This is a genomic window from Desulfitobacterium nosdiversum (genome assembly GCF_049860565.1).
GTDB lineage: Bacteria > Bacillota > Desulfitobacteriia > Desulfitobacteriales > Desulfitobacteriaceae > Desulfitobacterium_A > Desulfitobacterium_A nosdiversum.
In genome coordinates this window covers 3,832,552-3,851,095 of record NZ_CP172056.1, presented here as the reverse complement: position 1 = coordinate 3,851,095, position 18,544 = coordinate 3,832,552, and the positions used below count along the sequence as shown (strand labels likewise).

The window sequence follows — 18,544 nt, the reverse complement described above, 5'->3', positions numbered from 1 at the left end:
TAGATTGTAAAATGGGGTGAGACGATTGCATGGAGGAAATTTGCGTGAGGCCGAGGAGAGATTCGGGAAGAATGATTTTATAGATTTGTCAGCCAATATTAATCCGTTCGGACCGCCGCAAGGCGTTTGGAAGAGATTACGCAGTGCTCTGCCGGAAATTATCCATTATCCAGATCCGGAAAATAAACGTCTTACACAAAAATTATCGGAGCAATTCAAGCTGCTGCCTGAGCAAATCTTGGTGGGAAATGGAGCAGGAGAGCTTCTTTTTACTTTGACGCTAGCCTTAAAGCCTAAAAAAGTACTTATTCCCGTACCGGGCTTCAGCGAATATGAACGAGCTGCTCGAGCTGTTGGAGCAGAAGTTCGATATATGAAATTAGGGGTAAAGGGATGGGACAGCCTGCCTCAGGTGAAGACTCCTGAAGATAAAAACCAATATATAACCCTATGGCAGCAATTACTTAATGATTGCGATCTGATCTATCTTAATTCTCCCCACAATCCCACGGGAAGTGTATTACGGGTAGACGAGCTTAAGATAATTCTTGAAATCGCACGGAAGTCTAATTGCTGGATTGTTTTTGATGAATCTTTTTATGATTTTTTGGATAACGATCTTCGCTGGACAGCAAGGATATTTCTTGAAGAAAATCCAAAGCTGATCGTTATTTATTCTATGACCAAATTTTTCTCCTTGCCCGGAATTCGCTTAGGTGTACTTTTTTCAAATCAAAAAGTGCTCGATTGTCTACAAAGATTTAGAGACCCATGGTCTGTTAATGTTTTGGCAGAAGAGGCAGGAATAGAGGCCGTTGCTGACTCTGTTTTTCCCATGGAAGTTCGTAGCAAGTTAAAGGACAGCAAGGACTTTTTTTATAGAGAATTTGAAAGAGCGAAGTTTAAAGCATTAACCTTACATTTTACGCACGTTAATTTTGCATTGATAGAAATTAAGGATCGAACTTCTTTGGAGATTGTTGAAAGACTGGGGAAGTTGGGAATTCTGGTCCGCAATTGTGATAGCTTTCAGGGGATAGAGGGACAGTACATTCGTGTAGCTATTAAGGATAAGGAAAGTATGAAACGCTTGATAGAAGGACTTCAGGCAATATATTAGCCTAGTGTTTATAACCGGTTGTCAGTAGGATAGCCGGTTGTTTTTTTAGAAGCAAATAAATGGGTGTAAGAGTCTGAAATATTTCGGTAATTGAATGGATTATAAAGTTTTCTGCGGAGATTTTTGACAGGAAAGACAATTGATGTTATATATCAGAAAAATTATTTCTTAAAAAATTAAAATAAATATTGTGAAAACATTGACAATCTAAATTGAAATAACTAGAATGTAATTGTAATATTAAATACCTATTTAAAATTATTACATAGAAAAGTGAGGTGAACAAATTAGCCCTTATAACCCCCTTACTTAGTGCGTTTTTTCGTTATTATCCTTAAATCAAGAAAATCTTAAATAGGAGGGCTATTGGATGAGTGCAGTGTTCTTGGCACGATTACAGTTTGCAGTAACATCGTCATATCACTTTCTCTTTGTACCACTCACATTAGGACTATCTGTTCTAGTTGCCATCATGGAAACCTTTTATGTTCGGACAGGCGACGAAACCTATAAAAAAATGACCAAGTTCTTCGGAAAACTTTTCCTTATCAATTTTGCCGTTGGTGTTGTTACAGGTTTGGTGCAAGAATTCCAGTTCGGAATGAACTGGTCTGAATATGCTCGCTTTATGGGAGATATTTTCGGAGCACCTCTTGCTATTGAAGCACTTTTAGCATTCTTTATTGAATCAACCTTTATGGGGATCTGGATTTTTACTTGGGATAAACTCCCGAAAAAAGTTCACTTATTGAGCATTTGGCTTGTAGCTATTGCAACTAACCTATCATCACTTTGGATTTTGATTGCAAACTCCTTCATGCAAGAGCCGGTAGGTTATATTTTAAGAAATGGCCGCGCTGAAATGAATGATTTCCTGGCAGTTGTGACAAATCCGCATGTTCTTTATCAATTCCCTCATACCGTATTGGGTGGATTTACAACCGGAGCATTTATCGTATTAGGGGTTAGCGCTTATCATCTATTAAAGAAAAGTTCAGTGGAACTTTTTAAAAAGTCTTTTAAAATCGCTATTGTTTTTGGGCTTATCAGCGTATTTGGAGTTGTAACTATTGGACACTTCCAAGGGGTTCACATGGTTGAGGCTCAGCCGATGAAAATGGCTGCAGCGGAAGCTCATTGGACGACTGAACAGCCTGCAGGATTTAATGTTATCGCTTCAATTGATGAAAATAACCAAAAAAATAACTTTGAAGTTAAAATCCCTGGGTTGTTAAGCTTCCTTTCGACCAATAGCTTTAATAGTGAAGTAAAAGGTATAAAAGAACTTCAGGCTGCTGATGTTCAGAAATATGGCTCTGGAGATTATGTTCCTCCTGTGACTCCGCTTTTCTGGAGCTTCCGTCTCATGGTACTTGCAGGAGTGTTAATGCTTCTCCTTGTTTTGGCCGGAATCTTCTCTTCAAAAAATATTGCTCAAAAGAATGGATTGTTAAAATTACTTCTATGGGCAATTCCTCTGCCTTACATTGCAAATACTACAGGTTGGTTTGTTGCTGAAGCAGGAAGACAACCTTGGATTGTATACGGATTGCAAAAAACGGCTTCAGGAGTTTCAACTGTAGTTCCTGCAGCTGCAGTTGTAACGACATTGATTGGTTTTACAGTGATTTATGGAGTATTAGCCGTAGTGGGTGTTTATCTCTTTGTGAAATATGCTAAACAAGGCCCGGATGCGATTGCAAATGAGCCTGCTGAAAATGTAGCGAAGGGGGCATCCTTGTGGACCTAAATATTTTATGGTTTATCCTAATTGCAGTTTTATTCATTGGCTTCTTCTTCCTTGAAGGATTTGATTATGGAGTTGGAATTTTACTTCCATTCCTAGGGAAGAACGACAACGAACGACGCGTTTTAATCAATACGATTGGACCTGTCTGGGACGGCAATGAAGTATGGCTGATCACAGCCGGTGGTGCTATTTTTGCAGCCTTCCCGAACTGGTATGCTACATTGTTCAGCGGATTTTACTTAGCGTTGTTCTTAATCCTCTTTGCCTTAATCATCCGTGGAGCCGCTTTTGAGTTCAGAAGTTCGGATCGCAGTCCTCAATGGAGAAATCTTTGGGACTGGGCAATCTTTCTTGGCAGTCTTCTGAATGCAATTCTTTGGGGTGTTGCTGTATCAGATTTGCTTCGTGGTGTTCCCATCGATGCGCAAATGCAATTTGCGGGAAATTTCTTTGATCTTGTTCCTCCATATGCTATTCTAGGCGGAGTATCCACTTGCCTCTTGTTTACACTTCATGGTGCTCTTTACCTATCCCTTAAAACTGAAGGCGAAATGCTGCAAAGAGTTCAAAATGCTGCCAAGAAAATTGGTGCAGTAACTGTTCCGGTTGTCGTAGTGTTTGCAGTAATGACTTACTTTCAAACGGATCTGTTTAAAAGTATTGGCGCTGTGATTGCTCTTCTCCTTTGCGCGGTTGCCTTGCTCGCAGCAAACTTTATGCTTCGGACAGGAAAAAGCGGCAAAGCATTTATATCGAGTGGTCTCACCTTACTGTTCTTAACTGTTTCTGTATTCTGGGGAATGTTCCCACGGGTTATGGTTTCAAGCTTAAAACCCGACTGGAGCTTGACAATTTACAATGCTTCTTCCAGCCCCTATACCTTAAAAATCATGACTATTGTTGCTTTAACCTTAGTTCCGATTGTTCTTGCTTATCAAATCTGGAGCTATTGGGTTTTCCGCAAACGGGTTACTGAAAAGGATCTCCATTATTAAAAGAATCTCATAACTTAACCGAGATAGGGCAAGTTAATCACTTGCCCTATTTTTTTAGCATAACCAGGAAAGTCGAGCGCTTATGAAGAATTAAGAGGATACAGAAATTGATTTGTAAAATTTTATTTAATGCAGCAGAAGAAGTCCTTTTAAGAATTAGGGGATGAAGACATGATTGATAAGCGGCTCCTTCGAGAAACACGACATGTATCTCTTTATTTAATTACGACGATTATATTAGGTATTGCCATTGCAGGGTTAGCAGTAGCTCAAGCACGTGCCTTTGCTCGAATCGTGGCAGAGGTTTTCCTAATGGGCACAAAATTAACAGACGTAAGGAACTTACTTCTGTTAATCCTAGGAATTCTTATCGTTCGAGGATGTCTGCAGTGGTTAAGTGAAGTCTTAGCGCATGAGGCTGCACGACGAATTAAAGAAAATTTAAGAAAACGTCTTATGGAAAAACTCATGAAAATTGGTCCTTTCTATGTACGGGGAGAACGCGCGGGGGAGTTAGTCAATACTGCAGTTGAAGGAATCGAGGCTTTAGAGGATTATTTTGCGCGGTATGTTCCGCAGCTTGCTTTGGCAGGACTGATTCCGATTTTTATTCTCTTCTACGTTTTCCCGCTGGATTTTGATTCAGGCTTGATCCTTTTATTAACTGGACCGCTCATCCCGGTATTTATGATGTTGATTGGCAAACTTGCAGAGAAGAAGTCATTGCAGCAATGGCGTGTACTCAGTTGGATGAGTGCGCACTTTCTGGATATGCTTCAAGGTTTAACGACGTTGAAGACATTTGGGCGAAGCAAAGACCAAGCTCGTGTTATTGGAAGAGTCAGCGATTCATTCCGCAAGGCTACACTCAGCGTTCTAAGGATTGCTTTTTTGTCAGCCCTTGTCTTGGAGTTTCTGGCAACGATCAGTACGGCAATAGTTGCCGTTGCTTTGGGCTTAAGGCTGGTCTATGGGCAGATCTCCTTTGAAGAAGCTTTGTTCTTGCTGGTTATCGCGCCAGAGTTTTATCAACCGCTTCGTAATTTAGGGTTGCAGTTTCATGCGAGTCTTTCCGGGGTAAATGCCGCCAACCGCATCTTTGAAATTTTAGATGTTGATGATCAATCGGAAGAGGAACCATCAAAAGACAAGAGCGGCTCGGAAATCCCTTCAGAAATAAATCTGACATTTAGTCAAGTCACCCATGTATATGAGGAGCATGGTACCAGTGCTCTTAATAATATAAGCTTTAATGTCAATTCCGGAGAACGGATTGCTTTAGTCGGTCCAAGCGGTGCAGGTAAGAGTACAATCTTTTCATTGCTTATGGGCTTTATAAAACCCACACAGGGAGAAATCAAAATATCGGAGACTCCCCTCAATCAATTCATCCTTAAGCAATGGCGTGCTCAAGTTGCTTATGTATCTCAGCATCCCTATCTCTTCTCCGGTACAATTGCGGAAAATATCCGCTTAGCTCGCCCCGAGGCCTCTGAGCTAGAGGTTGAGATGGCTGCTAAGCAAGCAGCTGCACATGATTTTATTGTGGCCTTGCCTCAAGGTTATCAAACGATAGTGGGAGAAAGCGGGGCCCGTTTAAGCGGCGGACAGGCACAACGCATTGCAATTGCTCGTGCGTTTTTAAAGAATGCGCCTCTCCTCCTTCTGGATGAGGCTACTGAGGGTTTAGACGCGGAAAGTGAACAGGTGATTGAAAACTCTCTATCCGAGCTGATGAAAGGTCGAACAGTGCTTATGATTGCCCATCGTTTGCACACCGTTTATCAAGCGGATCGAATACTGGTCCTAGATCAAGGCAAAATCGCCGAAACAGGAACGCATTCTGAATTATTAGCAACGAATGGACTTTACTCTCGATTTGTCCAGGAGTATAGAGGTGTGACGGAATGAAAGGACTTATGTTTTTAATTCAAGAAATGAAGCCTTATCGAGGACGGATTCTATTGGCACTTCTTCTAAGTGCATTGACAATTACCAGTCACATTGGCTTGATGGCAACGGCCGCATATCTTTTAGCTCGTGCTGCCTTGCATCCTTCTGTCATGGAATTGATGGTATCGATCGTTGGAGTCCGCTTTTTCGGAATTTCACGGGCGGTATTTCGCTATTTTGAACGCTATGTCTCTCATGATGTAACCTTTAGGATTCTTAGCCGAATCCGAGTTCGTGTTTATGAAACCGTCGAGCCATTAGCTCCAGCCCGCCTAACCTATATTAAAAGCGGGGACTTATTAAGCCGAATCGTCGGGGATGTGGAGATTCAACAAAATTTATTTTTGCGGGTACTTGCCCCTCCTTTTGTCGCTTTGCTTGTATTAGTAGGTTTTGGGGTGTTTTTAGCGCCCTTTGATCAACGATTTTCGTTTCTGCTCACAGGATTCTTTTTGCTGGGAGGAATCGGTCTGCCTTTTGGGCTGAAAAGGCTGAGCCATGGGGCTGGCAGGCAAAAAGTCATAGAAAAGGCGCAGCTTCAGATTCAGATACTCGATTTAATCCAAGGAATGACTGAACTACTCTCTTTCGGGCAGGAACAGGTTCACCTGGATGAATTTCAAGCAACCCAAAAACGTTACAGTTTAGCTGAAAAAAGATATATCTGGCTGTCTGGTCTCTCCGGAGCGCTATTGGGGATTGTTTCTAATTTAGGGATGTGGCTGGTTCTTGTCTTAGGGATTATTCTTGTCAACCAAGGGCAACTGAACGGTGTAAATTTAGGTATGCTTGCCTTGGGTTTTCTCAGCAGCTTTGAAGCCATTCAAACCTTGCCGACGGCTTTGCAAAACCTTGAAGAAAATAAAGCAGCGGCTGAACGGCTATGGGAGCTCAATGAATTAGAACCGGCAGTGATAGAGAAGCGAACTCAGAATGCTTTATCTTTAAAGGCTTCGAATCATAAATCCTCACTGGAGGTTGACCGTCTTAATTTCCGTTACGAACAAAGTGAGGAATATGTATTAAAAGATATATCGCTTCAATTGTCTCAAAGAGGAAAGGTCGGAATTGTCGGTCCGAGCGGCGCTGGCAAGAGCAGTTTGGTCAATCTTCTATTGCGGTTTTGGGATTATAACGAAGGCGAGATTAGGGTTGAGGGCAAAGAATTGAAATCCTTACCATTGGATGAGGCTCGTCAGTTATTTGGTGTTGTTACTCAAAAAACCCATTTATTCAATGCCTCAGTCAAAGAAAATTTACTTTTAGCCAATCCCCAAGCGAGAGATGAAGAGCTCTTTGAGGCATGTCGCAAGGCTAAGATTCACGACTTTATTCTCTCCTTGCCTGAAGGGTATGAAAGTATGATTGGTGAGGAAGGGCTTAAGCTCTCAGGAGGACAGAGACAACGTCTGGCTATTGCTCGTGTCATACTAAAAAACGCCCCGATTCTGATTTTGGATGAAGCCACAACGGGTCTTGATCCAGTAACAGAACGTGACGTTATGCGGGAAATTATGGAACTTTTCAAAGATCGCCCAATGCTCGTCATTTCTCATCATCTTCCGATTGTCCAAAACTTAGATGAGATACTCGTCATCAACAATGGAGAAATTGTTGAACGAGGGAACCATGCCGAACTCATGAAGAATGGGAATCTCTACAAAAAGCTTTGGGAAAAGGAACAATTAATCTTTTGCTAAAGCATATCCTTTGCGGTTTAAAGATATGAAAGCACCGAATAAGGAGAGTACGCCTCCGACAAATAGGACGGTGTGATACGCTGATAAAAAGGCAGAGGTTTGTTGAGCTGCAGTGGCCTGGGCAATTCCATGAAGGGCCGCAGCTTGCCGATTTTCAAAGAGAGTAACAGATAAAGCAATGCCGACGACCATACCTAAATTTCGGACCAGGGCATTCAGTCCTCCTGCCAAACCGAGTTTGGGTTTGGGGACGGAACTCATAACGCTGCTGTTATTGGGAGATTGAAATAAGCTCGAGCCGAGCCCCATAAGAAGAGGACCAGGCAAGATCTGCCAGACGGTGGAAGTGTCTGTAACGCTTGTGAGGTAAAAAAGACCAAGCGCAGTTACGGTTAAACCGCTTGTCGTCAGAATTACAGGACCTATTCGGTCTGAAATATGGCCGCTGATTGGTGCAACAAATGCCATGACAATCGGGAAGGCAGACATCATCAATCCGACTTGAGAAGGCTGATAATTAAGAATGTGCTGCAAATAGAACGGCATTAACATGGTATTCATAAATAAAACAACAAAGGAGATAAACCCGGAAAGGTTCCCCATTAAAAAAGGCCGGTTTCGAAAAAGAGAAACGTCAATCATAGGGTGAGTTACTCTCGTTTCCCAACGTAGGAACCATCCTAAAAGAATTATTCCAAGAAGAAGTCCCATCAGAATATAAACAGAGGTCCAGCCCAAATCTTGGCCATTATTGAGAGCGAATAAAAGACTAACCATTCCTACTGTAAAAAGGATTGCACCAAGAGTATCAAATTTTTCATTCCCGCGCTGAGGTTGATCTTCAGGTAAAACCATTTGCGCAGCGAGATAACCAATGATGCCAATGGGCAGGTTTACGTAGAAAATGGATCGCCAACTTGTAAAACCGATTAATAGTCCGCCGATTGCCGGACCGGAGAGATTTCCGAGCGCAACTACGGTTCCTGTTAGACCGAGTGCCCTGCCTCGTTCTTGCGGCGGAAAATTTGCAGTAATGATAGCAGAACTGTTGGACATGAGCATTGAGGCACCGATCGCCTGAACAATTCTTGTACCGACCAGGAACCAAATATTTGTGGACAAACCACATAATACGGATCCGAGTGTAAAAAGGATAAAACCGAAGGAAAATACCTTTTTCCTTCCAATTAAATCGGCTACCCTTCCGAAAACGGGCAGGAGGCTGGAGATTGTTAATAAGTAAGCCGAAACTACCCATTGAACAACGGACAAATCCGAATGAAGCTGCGTTGAAAGAGTAGGGAGCGCAACATTTACAATACTTGAATCTAAAGTAGACATAAATGTCCCGACAGAAACATTGGCCATAATAAACCAACGGTATCTGGGTGAATTTTTGAGCTTAATAAACAGGTTTTCTATTCTCGATGCCACGTTAAAGTTCTCCTCCCCATTGCGACAGCAGTCTTTCGTGATAGCAAGTATTATATCAAAATATTATTAAAAAATGCTTGGTTTGTGCGGGCATTTTATTTATTTATTACTTCGCAACAAGCGTTTTCTTGTGAATTAAAGAATTTCGCTAAAAAATAAAAAATTCCTGCAGTTGCCCTAGAGTATTCGGAATATTAAGAACTGATTTATATTTATTAAATTTTTATAAATTAGGCTATTTCATACTTTATCAGAAGGAGAACAATTTATACAACGAGAAGATTAGAAAAAGGTAAATATGAAAGAAGGGATGATGCTTTCGTGTTAAAATCATTTCGTAAGCTCGTTTTTCCTCTGGCTTTTGTATTTCTGATCGAAACTATTGTACCGATTTCGGCGTTTGGTGCCGAAGCTCAGGCTCAAACTCAAACCGGCAAAATTGCCTCACCCGTTAAGGCGGAAATTAGTTTGGAACAAGCGATTGCTTTGGTTAAAGAAAATTTTGAGGTTCCCAAAGAATTCAACAAATTTACCTCAGGGTATAGCAGTTATAATAATCGAGAAAGCTGGTCATTAAATTGGTCAAAGGCTGATCAACCCGGCGGAAGTTTTTCTGCTCAAGTGGATGTAAGCAGCGGCGAAATTTTAAGCATGAATCTTTGGAAAAATGACGGTCAGCCAGAGCAGAAATTTAATCTTCCAAAACTTTCTTATGAAGAAGCCAGGGAAATTGCCCAAAAGCTGGTTAATAAAATGCTGCCCTCGCGCCTGGGGGAGTTGCAATGGGTCAAGGACGATTCTCAGGTTATGCCTCTTAATTATTACGGTCCCGTCTCTTATTCCTTCCAATGGAAGCGAGTTGTCAATGGAACTCCTTTTCCCAGCAATTTTGTTACGGTTCAAGTCAATGGCCAGGATGGTCAAGTGACCGGTTATAATGGCAATTGGAGTTCGGATAATTTCCCATCCTTAGATGGAGTAATCGGTGAGGCAAAGGCACAACAAACATTTAGTAGCCAAAAGATGCTTGAACTCCAATACTTTACTGCCCCCATGATTCAACCGTTGACAACAGCTACTCAGGCAAAAGCCCGTCTTGTTTATCAGTTGAGTAAACCTTCAATTAACGGCGCGATTGATGCAATTACTGGAGAACCGGTCAAGCTTGAGAGCGGTCAATGGCTGGTCGGGGACGATCTTGCTCTTAGCCGCGGGGGGGACGGGGGAGAGGCAAAAGGGAGTATTCAGCAGCCCGTTCTCACACCGGAAGAACAAAGTGAAGTTGAAAAGAACAATCAAGTGATTACCCGCGAACAAGCAGTAGAAGCTGCTCGCAAATGGATAAATATCCCGGATTCTCTTTCTTTAAGAAATGCGTCACTAGGAATGGACGGAGGCTATGTTCCAAAAAGAGTATGGACGCTGGACTGGAATTTATCTCCTGAAAGCAAGGGGGTAGCCCAATATATCTATGCAAGAGTAGATGCTGAATCGGGAGAATTGCTGGCTTTTAATTTTTCGCCGAATGCCGGCAATGACTCGGTAAAAGATACTCCGATTGATCGATCTTCCGCTCAAAAAATAGTTGAAGGATTCTTGCAGAAGATTCAACCGCAGCGCTTTGGGGAAGTGGAGCTGATTGATGAGGAGAATGGAACGTATAAAGGTTCAAATGAAGGCCAAGTACAAGGGTTTAATTATCAACGCATTGTAAATGGGATTCCTTTCCCGAATAACGGGATTACGGTTATGCTTGATGCGGTTTCGAAAACGGTTATAAGCTATAATTTGAACTGGTGGACTCTTGATTTTCAGAATCCGTCTGAGAGTATGACTCAAGAAAACGCCGAAGCAACATTTTTAAAGGGATGTCCGCTTGAATTGGAATATGTTCAAATCATGAATAATAATGGTTTAAGCAAGATTCGTTTGGTTTATAAGCCTTCTATGAACAATGCTCTTGCCCGTTCGAATGTGATGGATGCCAAAACCGGACAATTTTTGGATTGGCAGGGTCAGCCATTAGCCGATTTGCTGCGGCCATATTACTTTAAGGATATTAGCGGTAACTTTGCTGAGAAGGAAATCAGTTTACTGGGGCAAGCAGGAATTTTTGGTGAAGATGGCGACCAATTTAAACCGAATGATACCCTATCTGTGCAGTCCATCCTAAAAGCGATGCTGGCTGCTAAAAATGGAGCAGCACAAACGATGAATATCAAGGATGAGGACATCCTGCAAAAAGCTAAGGATTTAGGATGGTGGAAGGAGGAGTTAGCTCCAACATCACCTGTGGATCGTGAGTTAATGGCTAAACTTCTCATTAGAATAACAGATCTCGAAAATATCTCACAGCTTCAGGAGTTATATAAAAGTCCGTATAAAGATATTAATGAAGATAGCCCTTCGCTAGGATATGTGGCCTTGGTTAAGGGCTTGGGACTAATGAAGATTGACGGGACAGAATTTGAGCCGCAGAGAATTATTACCCGTGCAGAAGGTGCGTATGCATTGGTAAATTCGCTGAAGGTTAAACGCTAAAAGATGGAATCAAGTCAGCCAAAAGGATTGTCTTTCGTGAGACAATCCTTTTGTGTATACTGATTTATCCCTATTGCGGGTTAGCCAATTATCCAAACAACTCCTTCAGTAACCTGTTGCAAAATATCCTTCTACTGCATACGATGTGTCAGAGAAACTGTACGTAGCAGTTAATCATTAGGATAATGGATTGGGTATGAAAGGAGTAGAGATGATGAGTACTATGCCAATGACAGGAGAATTCATCAAGGAATCTGTAGACCTCCATCTGTTTTGGGCTCGGATTATGAAAGAACATGCCATTTTCGATGAGGATAGCTTTGAGTGTAAAGACGCTCCATGGATTCAGGAGGCAGAAAATTTTAAGTGTCAATTCGAAGCGATTTTGTATGAATTTATTTGCTTAGCTAACGGTATAGTCAGTTTCGAGGTATTTAAATCAGGCGAGCTTTTTACAGACAAGACACTCATAGCAGAACAAAAAATGACGGAACTTTCGTGTATACAAATTAACACTCAATTAACGATAGATACGATGCAGCTCCAGCCCGGCACGGGAATAGGAATGATCCCAATAGGTTCCGGCATAGAGGAAAAAATTGCGGCTTTGAACGAACAAGCTCTGGCATGTGCTCAGGCTATGGTCGTTTATTTACAGCAAGTTTATGATAATGTGACTAAAGCCTGCTGCCTCTTTACACACAATTTACCGGCTATTTTTCATCATCAAATTGAAGAAACAAAGCTATATATTAAACAAATTCAGCGTATTCAAAGCTGTCAAATGGTAGACCCAACGTTCTATCGTGTTGAAATGATGATGTTTTGGAATAAGCATTTGATGGAGCATGCTGAAGTAATTCGTCAGTTATTGGATCCTACCGAAGAGGCGCTTATTGATAAAGCAAATATGATTATCAAGGAATTTAAAATGCTCAATAAGCAATTTAAAGATGGCCCTCAACCTAAAGCTAACCTTAAACAACTAAGCCGTGAAAGTATGGCAGCCACCATTAATATTATTGATTTCAAAGCAAGAATTACGGAATTGATTCTCGCCTGCCAACTGAAATCAGTAATATCTGCTTTGCTGGGGGATCATGTTTTGCGTGAAGCCTTTCATTATTTAAGAATTTTACAGATGCCGTTGCCGGAGTTTAAGGGCGGCCGAGGATAAGAAGTAGTATAATAAAATTAGAAGAGCGGAAGTTTAAAAACTAATATAGTACCATATTTCGCAAAAAAGACGGCTAAACAGCGAGAAAATTGCATAAGCCGTCTTTCTTTATGCTCCGAGGCCTTAGTTCTTTAAATAACAAAAAGGTTAAATTTAAAGACCATAGCTTAAGTTGATGCTATAATATGGAATATAAGTAAATAGCAAGTATACGCGTGGCTGAAGGAAAGTTTCTCGAGTACTATTAAATCAGGCTAAGTAAAATCTGAAATGACTAATAATAAAGGATTGATGAAATTAGGGATAAATGAATGAGTTGCCTTTTTTTGTTGTGACACATTTAGGATTAAGCTTCACAAAGGTTATATCATCTATTATGAGGAGGAGTCTTATGGAGAAAAAATTATGTTATATATTAGGAACAGTATTTATTATTACGAGCGGAATTATCTATTCTTTAGAAAGATTTATTGCTTATTTTGTATGGATAGGTCAGATGAATGCCCATACAGGTAGTTTCCCCACTTATCCCAATTTGCCAGGTCTACTAACAAACATTTTTATTCCAATATACGCCGTAATAGGAATAATACTTTTGGTAATAGGTTATAAGGAAAGTAATTCGTGATATTCGTATATTGTGACGCTTTCGTAGGATTTAGTGCAATAGTTATGCTATTCATAAAATATTGACGGAGGATGCTATGGATTTCAAAGATAAAATTGTGGTCGTTACAGGTGGAGCGGCGGGAATCGGCAAGACGATCTGTGAAGAGTTCAGGAAAGCCGGAGCTACTGTCTGCATTATCGACAAGGAGGAGAACGATTATTTTGTTGGTGACATTGCAGATGAAATTACTCTAAAAAGCTTTGCTAATAAAGTGATTGCCGATAACGGTAAAGTAGACTGCATTATTAACAATGCTATGCTCAGCAGAGGCGGCATACAGAACTGCTCATATGAAGACTTTAATTATGTTTTGCGGGTTGGGATTAGTGCACCTTATATGCTGGCCAAACTCTTCGCAAATCACTTTGGAGAAGGCGCAAGTATTGTAAATATATCGTCTTCACGGGATAGGATGAGCCAGCCGAACACAGAAAGCTATACTGCGGCCAAGGGTGGGCTCGCAACATTGACGCATGCAATGGCGGTAAGTCTTGCCGGAAAGGTTAGGGTTAATTCCATATCGCCGGGTTGGATAGATACGGCGTTTACAATCTACAAAGGAGCAGATGCTGATCAACATCCAGCAGGGCGAGTAGGCAACCCGTTGGACATTGCTAATATGGTGCTTTACTTATGCAGCGATAAAGCAGGGTTCATTACAGGCGAGAATATCTGTATTGACGGTGGTATGACTAGGCAGATGATTTATAATAATGACTTCGGTTGGACTCTGAACACTAATAACTAAAGAGGAAGAACTAAATTCAATAATCTAGTTCTTCCTCTTTAAGGTTTTAAAAACTTTATACTTTAGTCATCAAGACTGATTGCGCCCACAGGACAGTTATCACAAGCATCTTGTGCAGAGTCTTGATCAGCAGCGGGTACTGGATTGGTATATGCTGCGGCTAAGCCATCATCCTCCAATTGAAAAATATTTGGACATGTAGAAGTACAAAGACCACAACCAATACATACATTTTTATCTACTTTAGCGTTCATTAGTATAAACCTCCTTAGAGTCTTAGCTCTTTTATTCATCCTTATTATATTCCATTACAACCTAAATAGGAATAATTCTAATTAAAATTCTTTTGTTTTTATCTGCGCATGCTGCCTTCTTTTGCTAATGACAAGAATGTACTATAATAAAATAACTTGTTATCGTATAAAAGGAGTTGAAGGAAATGGATTTATTGTCTAAAGTTATTAAGATTGGGTTCATAGGCACCGGAGTTATGGGAAGAAGCATGGCGAAAAATTTACTTAAAGCGGGTTATAGACTCAATGTTTATAATCGTACAAAAGCCAGTGCTCAAGAATTGATAGAACTTGGAGCAACCTGGCGGGACACGGTTGCTGAAGTTGCCGAAGAAAGCCAGCTTGTGATCAGCATGGTGGGATATCCAAAAGATGTTGAAGAAGTGTATCTTAGTGAAAATGGTTTAATTGCTCATGCGAAGAAGGAAACTTACTTAATTGACATGACGACTTCAAGTCCCCGTCTTGCTAAAAAGCTTGAACAAGCTGGGAAGGAAAAAGGTCTTTATGTCTTAGATGCGCCGGTTTCCGGCGGCGATATAGGTGCACGTGAAGCAAAGCTTGTAATTATGGTCGGTGGAGAAGAAGAAGTTTTTAATGCGGTTAAGCCTGTTTTTGAGGTCATGGGGAAAAACGCAATACTTCAGGGGCCTGCAGGTTCGGGGCAGTATACTAAGATGTGCAATCAAATTACAATTGCCTCGAATATGATTGGAGTTTCAGAAGCAATGGCCTATGCCCAAAAGGCAGGACTTGATCCCATCCGAGTTCTCGAGAGTATCAGTGGTGGAGCTGCAGGCAGCTTTTCATTATCTAATTTAGCTCCAAGAATGATTAAAGGAGATTTCGCTCCCGGCTTTTATATTAAACATTTCCTAAAAGATATTAAAATAGCTTTAGAGTCGGCGGAAGAGATGGGACTGAAAACCCCGGGGCTTCAATTAGCCAAAGAACTTTATGAAAAACTCGCTGAGCAAGGGGAAGAAAACAGCGGAACTCAAGCTTTGATTAAATTGTATGGATTTAAAGGATTAGTGTATAAAACTTATATAAAGAAAGCGATTCATTTTATTGAGTCGCTTTCTTTTTGCTTCTTTAATAATAATTGATGTACTTTATATTTTGAATCCGAGAATTAGATCTAGGTTATGTATACAGTGTTATTAACTAAAATGACTAGATTAATTATCGTGTTACCTGTAGAATATAGTACAATATCTGAAAAATACAGAAACTTTGGCTACATAGGAAGCTCAAATGTATACTGGACGAATACATTGCTTCTAACTCATCGTTGTTTATGCGTAAAGCATTAACAGAATAAGAAGAGAGAAGAAAGGGGTAACACAATTGAAAAAGAAAGCATCGATCCTATTATCTGGTATTATTGCAACATCAATGTTGCTTTCAGGCTGCGGAAATGCAACTGCGCCGGCAAGCTCATCCAGTTCAAGCGGAGACACAATCAAAATTGGTGTTTTAGAACCAATGACGGGAGCTTATGCTGCCGGCGGTGCAATCGAAGTCGAAGGAATTAAGCTCGCGAATGAGCTCTACCCAGAAGTTTTAGGTAAAAAAATCGAACTTGTTACCGTTGATAATAAGTCGGACAAGGTTGAATCGGCTAATGCTGCTTCCCGCCTCGTAGATAAGGAAAAAGTATCTGCTATCATCGGAAGCTATAGCAGCTCCATGTCAATGCCTGCAGGGGATGTCATCAAGAAGGCTAAAGTTCCTGCAGTAGCTCCATCGGCTACAAATCCTCTCGTAACACAAGATAATGATTATTATTTCCGGGTTTGCTTTATTGATCCTTTCCAAGGACAAGTTATGGCGAATTACGCATATAACAAACTGAATGCTAAGAAAGTCGCGATTATTCAAGAGGTTTCCAATGACTATTCCGTCGGTTTAGCAAAATTCTTCTCTGATTCCTTTAAGAAGTTAACAGGAGATGACAAATCCGTTTTAGCGCTCGTTAACTACAATACAGGTGACCAAGACTTTACGGCTCAGCTTACGAATATTAAAGCGACAAACCCTGATGTTATCTTTGCGCCGGGTAACTTCACCGAATCTGCACTCATCATGAAACAAGCCCGTCAATTAGGAATAACGGTTCCGATTATTGGCGGAGATACTTGGGAAGTTAATGAATTCCTGCAAATTGGCGGCAGCGCTGTTGAGGGAGCTATTTTTTCCACCTTCTTTACAACTGAAAAACCAATGACCAAAGAGTCTGAGAAATTCCTCGCAGAGTATGCGAAAAGAAATCCTGGTAAAGAACCTGCCGCGGCTACAGCTTTAGCCTATGATTCCTATATTGTTATCCGCGATGCCATTGAAAAAGCAGGTTCTGCTGACCCTGCCAAAATTAGAGATCAATTGGCGAAAACTAAAGACTTCCAAGGCGCAGCTGGGGTTATTACCTTAGATGAAAACCGGAATGCGGTTAAAGATGCTGTTATCAAGGAAGTTAAAAATGGCAAATTTGTCTTCTTGGATATGGTTGGTGCAAAATAGTTATCTCAAGAACATCAAAAGTCAATATAACATAAGCCAAAGGGATGTCACGAATAAAGTGACATCCCTTTTAAAATCTTTTGACATAATTTTAGTGATTAGAAATAAATATTTACATATTTAATATTGCATAATCAACAATTGCAGATATAAATTATTCCAAAATAAGGATATAATGGTTGATTCTTATATATGTTAAATTATCTTGACAAGCTAAAGAGCCAGGGAATATACTTCAATATATCAGAAAAATTATAAATTTACGATCACCAGGGATGATCAAGTATCCGTACACTGTATACATGTATACAAGGATTATGATCATGATCGTAAATGTCGTTGTTTATGCTTGTGAGCATAGCAAAAATAATGGGGAGAATGGAAAGGGGTTTATCAATTGAAAAAGAAACTGTCGGTTTTACTCTCTGGAATCTTAGCCTCCTCTTTACTGCTTTCCGGGTGTGGAAGCGCCGCGACTACAAGTAGTTCAAGCTCAGGCGGGGATACCATTAAGATCGGAGTCCTTGAACCGATGACAGGTGCGAATGCTGCAGGGGGAGCACTCGAAATCGAAGGTGTCAAACTTGCAAATAAGCTTTATCCTGAAGTCCTTGGCAAGAAAATTGAACTTGTTGTTGTTGACAATAAGTCCGACAAGGTTGAGGCTGCCAGTGCGGCATCCCGTTTAGTTGAGAAAGAAAAAGTTACAGCTATTATTGGCAGCTGGGGAAGCTCGCTTTCTATGGCGGCCGGAGATGTAGTTAAGAAGGCCAAAGTTCCAGCGGTAGCTGCTTCTGCTACAAATCCTCTTGTAACAGAAGGCAATGAATATTATTTCAGAGTATGTTTTATTGATCCTTTCCAAGGAAAGGTCATGGCAAACTATGCATATAACAAACTTAATGCTAAGAAAGTTGCCATTGTCCAAGAAGTTTCTAACGATTACTCGGTAGGACTCGCGAAATTCTTCACCGACTCCTTTAAACAATTAACAGGTGATCAAAATGCGATTGTGTCTGTAAACAACTATAATACAGGAGACCAAGATTTTACGGCTCAATTAACGAATGTAAAAGCGACAAACCCAGATGTTATTTTTGCACCGGGGAACTTTACTGAATCGGCTTTGGTGATTAAACAAGCTCGTCAGCTTGGAATTAAGGTGCCGATTATTGGCGGAGATACCTGGGAAACTCCTGAATTCATTGATATCGGTAAGGATGCGGTTGAAGGTGCAACCTTCTCAACCTTCTTCACTTCCGAAAAACCAATTACTAAAGAATCCGAAAAGTTCCTTGCTGAATATAAAAAAGCAAATCCAAACAAAGAACCTGCTGCAGTAACGGCACTCGGATATGATGCTTACATCTTAATCCGTGATGCTATTGATAAAGTAGGCGCTGCTGATTCGGTTAAAGTAAGAGATCAATTGGCTAAGACAAAAGACTTCCAAGGTGCTGCCGGTGTAATTACCTTGGATGAAAACCGTAACGCTGTTAAAGATGCAATAATTAAACAAGTGAAAAACGGCAAATTCTCCTACTTAGATGTTATCGGGGCGAAGAACTAATACATTTAAGTAGAGATTTGTACGGATTAATGTGAAGGCTAAAGATACGCTTCCTTGCGGGGAGGCGTAT

The 18,544-nt window shown here is 40.8% G+C and carries 14 protein-coding genes; 12 read left to right on the top strand and 2 right to left on the bottom strand.

The features are described from left to right. Window positions 1-16 precede the first annotated feature (16 nt). The 5 genes from ACHOLT_RS18780 (at window position 17) to cydC (ending at window position 7,518) form a co-directional block, all read left to right on the top strand. Window positions 17-1,120, top strand: a complete 1,104-nt coding sequence (locus ACHOLT_RS18780; RefSeq protein ID WP_425803786.1) for a pyridoxal phosphate-dependent aminotransferase — start codon at window positions 17-19, stop codon at window positions 1,118-1,120. Between the two features lie 370 nt (window positions 1,121-1,490). Further along, a complete protein-coding gene (locus ACHOLT_RS18775; protein ID WP_425803784.1) occupies window positions 1,491-2,870 on the top strand; it encodes a cytochrome ubiquinol oxidase subunit I in 1,380 nt (459 codons plus the stop codon). Next, on the top strand, window positions 2,861-3,865 hold the full coding sequence (cydB, locus tag ACHOLT_RS18770) for a cytochrome d ubiquinol oxidase subunit II (protein WP_425803781.1): 1,005 nt from the start codon (window positions 2,861-2,863) through the stop codon (window positions 3,863-3,865). Before ACHOLT_RS18775 ends, cydB begins: the two co-directional genes overlap by 10 nt. A gap of 171 nt (window positions 3,866-4,036) precedes the next feature. Next, window positions 4,037-5,776, top strand: a complete 1,740-nt coding sequence (gene cydD, locus ACHOLT_RS18765; RefSeq protein ID WP_425803778.1) for a thiol reductant ABC exporter subunit CydD — start codon at window positions 4,037-4,039, stop codon at window positions 5,774-5,776. Continuing rightward, complete coding sequence (gene cydC, locus ACHOLT_RS18760) at window positions 5,773-7,518, top strand: thiol reductant ABC exporter subunit CydC (protein ID WP_425803775.1); 1,746 nt, start codon at window positions 5,773-5,775, stop codon at window positions 7,516-7,518. The genes cydD and cydC overlap by 4 nt, the downstream gene beginning before the upstream one ends. Here cydC and ACHOLT_RS18755 read toward each other — a convergent pair. Continuing rightward, a complete protein-coding gene (locus ACHOLT_RS18755) occupies window positions 7,504-8,952 on the bottom strand; it encodes an MFS transporter (protein WP_425803773.1) in 1,449 nt (482 codons plus the stop codon). The two genes, cydC and ACHOLT_RS18755, sit on opposite strands and share 15 nt — an antisense overlap. Before the next feature lie 321 nt (window positions 8,953-9,273). Here ACHOLT_RS18755 and ACHOLT_RS18750 point away from each other — a divergent pair, with 321 nt between their 5' ends. From ACHOLT_RS18750 to ACHOLT_RS18735, 4 genes are all read left to right on the top strand, one after another. Further along, window positions 9,274-11,493: a YcdB/YcdC domain-containing protein gene (locus ACHOLT_RS18750; protein WP_425803771.1), complete on the top strand. Its 2,220-nt coding sequence runs from the start codon at window positions 9,274-9,276 to the stop codon at window positions 11,491-11,493. 211 nt (window positions 11,494-11,704) lie between these two features. Further along, window positions 11,705-12,670 carry a DUF2935 domain-containing protein gene (locus ACHOLT_RS18745; protein WP_425803768.1) on the top strand — a complete coding sequence of 322 codons (966 nt, stop codon included), beginning with the start codon at window positions 11,705-11,707 and terminating at the stop codon, window positions 12,668-12,670. Between the two features lie 391 nt (window positions 12,671-13,061). Beyond that, on the top strand, window positions 13,062-13,298 hold the full coding sequence (locus tag ACHOLT_RS18740) for a hypothetical protein (protein WP_425803765.1): 237 nt from the start codon (window positions 13,062-13,064) through the stop codon (window positions 13,296-13,298). Between the two features lie 76 nt (window positions 13,299-13,374). Beyond that, window positions 13,375-14,088: an SDR family oxidoreductase gene (locus ACHOLT_RS18735; RefSeq protein ID WP_425808169.1), complete on the top strand. Its 714-nt coding sequence runs from the start codon at window positions 13,375-13,377 to the stop codon at window positions 14,086-14,088. A 62-nt stretch (window positions 14,089-14,150) separates the two neighbouring features. On the opposite strand, the gene ACHOLT_RS18730 is transcribed toward ACHOLT_RS18735, so the two are convergent. After that, window positions 14,151-14,342, bottom strand: a complete 192-nt coding sequence (locus ACHOLT_RS18730) for a ferredoxin (protein WP_425803762.1) — start codon at window positions 14,340-14,342, stop codon at window positions 14,151-14,153. 185 nt (window positions 14,343-14,527) lie between these two features. Here ACHOLT_RS18730 and ACHOLT_RS18725 point away from each other — a divergent pair, with 185 nt between their 5' ends. The 3 genes from ACHOLT_RS18725 (at window position 14,528) to ACHOLT_RS18715 (ending at window position 18,474) form a co-directional block, all read left to right on the top strand. Then, the gene (locus tag ACHOLT_RS18725; RefSeq protein ID WP_425803760.1) at window positions 14,528-15,490 is read left to right on the top strand and encodes an NAD(P)-dependent oxidoreductase; all 963 of its coding nucleotides are present in this window, start codon (window positions 14,528-14,530) and stop codon (window positions 15,488-15,490) included. Window positions 15,491-15,731: 241 nt separating this feature from the next. After that, window positions 15,732-16,904 (top strand): ABC transporter substrate-binding protein, encoded by a 1,173-nt coding sequence (locus ACHOLT_RS18720; protein WP_425803758.1) that lies wholly within the window; start codon window positions 15,732-15,734, stop codon window positions 16,902-16,904. A gap of 397 nt (window positions 16,905-17,301) precedes the next feature. Beyond that, the gene (locus ACHOLT_RS18715; protein WP_425803755.1) at window positions 17,302-18,474 is read left to right on the top strand and encodes an ABC transporter substrate-binding protein; all 1,173 of its coding nucleotides are present in this window, start codon (window positions 17,302-17,304) and stop codon (window positions 18,472-18,474) included. Window positions 18,475-18,544 lie beyond the last annotated feature (70 nt).

Bases quoted from the DNA above. Each gene is read 5' to 3' on its own strand.
- ACHOLT_RS18775 (WP_425803784.1), top strand. From the start codon at position 1,491: ATGAGTGCAGTGTTCTTGGCACGATTACAGTTTGCAGTAACATCGTCA.
- cydD (WP_425803778.1), top strand. From the start codon at position 4,037: ATGATTGATAAGCGGCTCCTTCGAGAAACACGACATGTATCTCTTTAT.
- cydC (WP_425803775.1), top strand. From the start codon at position 5,773: ATGAAAGGACTTATGTTTTTAATTCAAGAAATGAAGCCTTATCGAGGA.
- ACHOLT_RS18745 (WP_425803768.1), top strand. From the start codon at position 11,705: ATGATGAGTACTATGCCAATGACAGGAGAATTCATCAAGGAATCTGTA.
- ACHOLT_RS18740 (WP_425803765.1), top strand. From the start codon at position 13,062: ATGGAGAAAAAATTATGTTATATATTAGGAACAGTATTTATTATTACG.
- ACHOLT_RS18735 (WP_425808169.1), top strand. From the start codon at position 13,375: ATGGATTTCAAAGATAAAATTGTGGTCGTTACAGGTGGAGCGGCGGGA.
- ACHOLT_RS18730 (WP_425803762.1), bottom strand. From the start codon at position 14,342: ATGAACGCTAAAGTAGATAAAAATGTATGTATTGGTTGTGGTCTTTGT.
- ACHOLT_RS18725 (WP_425803760.1), top strand. From the start codon at position 14,528: ATGGATTTATTGTCTAAAGTTATTAAGATTGGGTTCATAGGCACCGGA.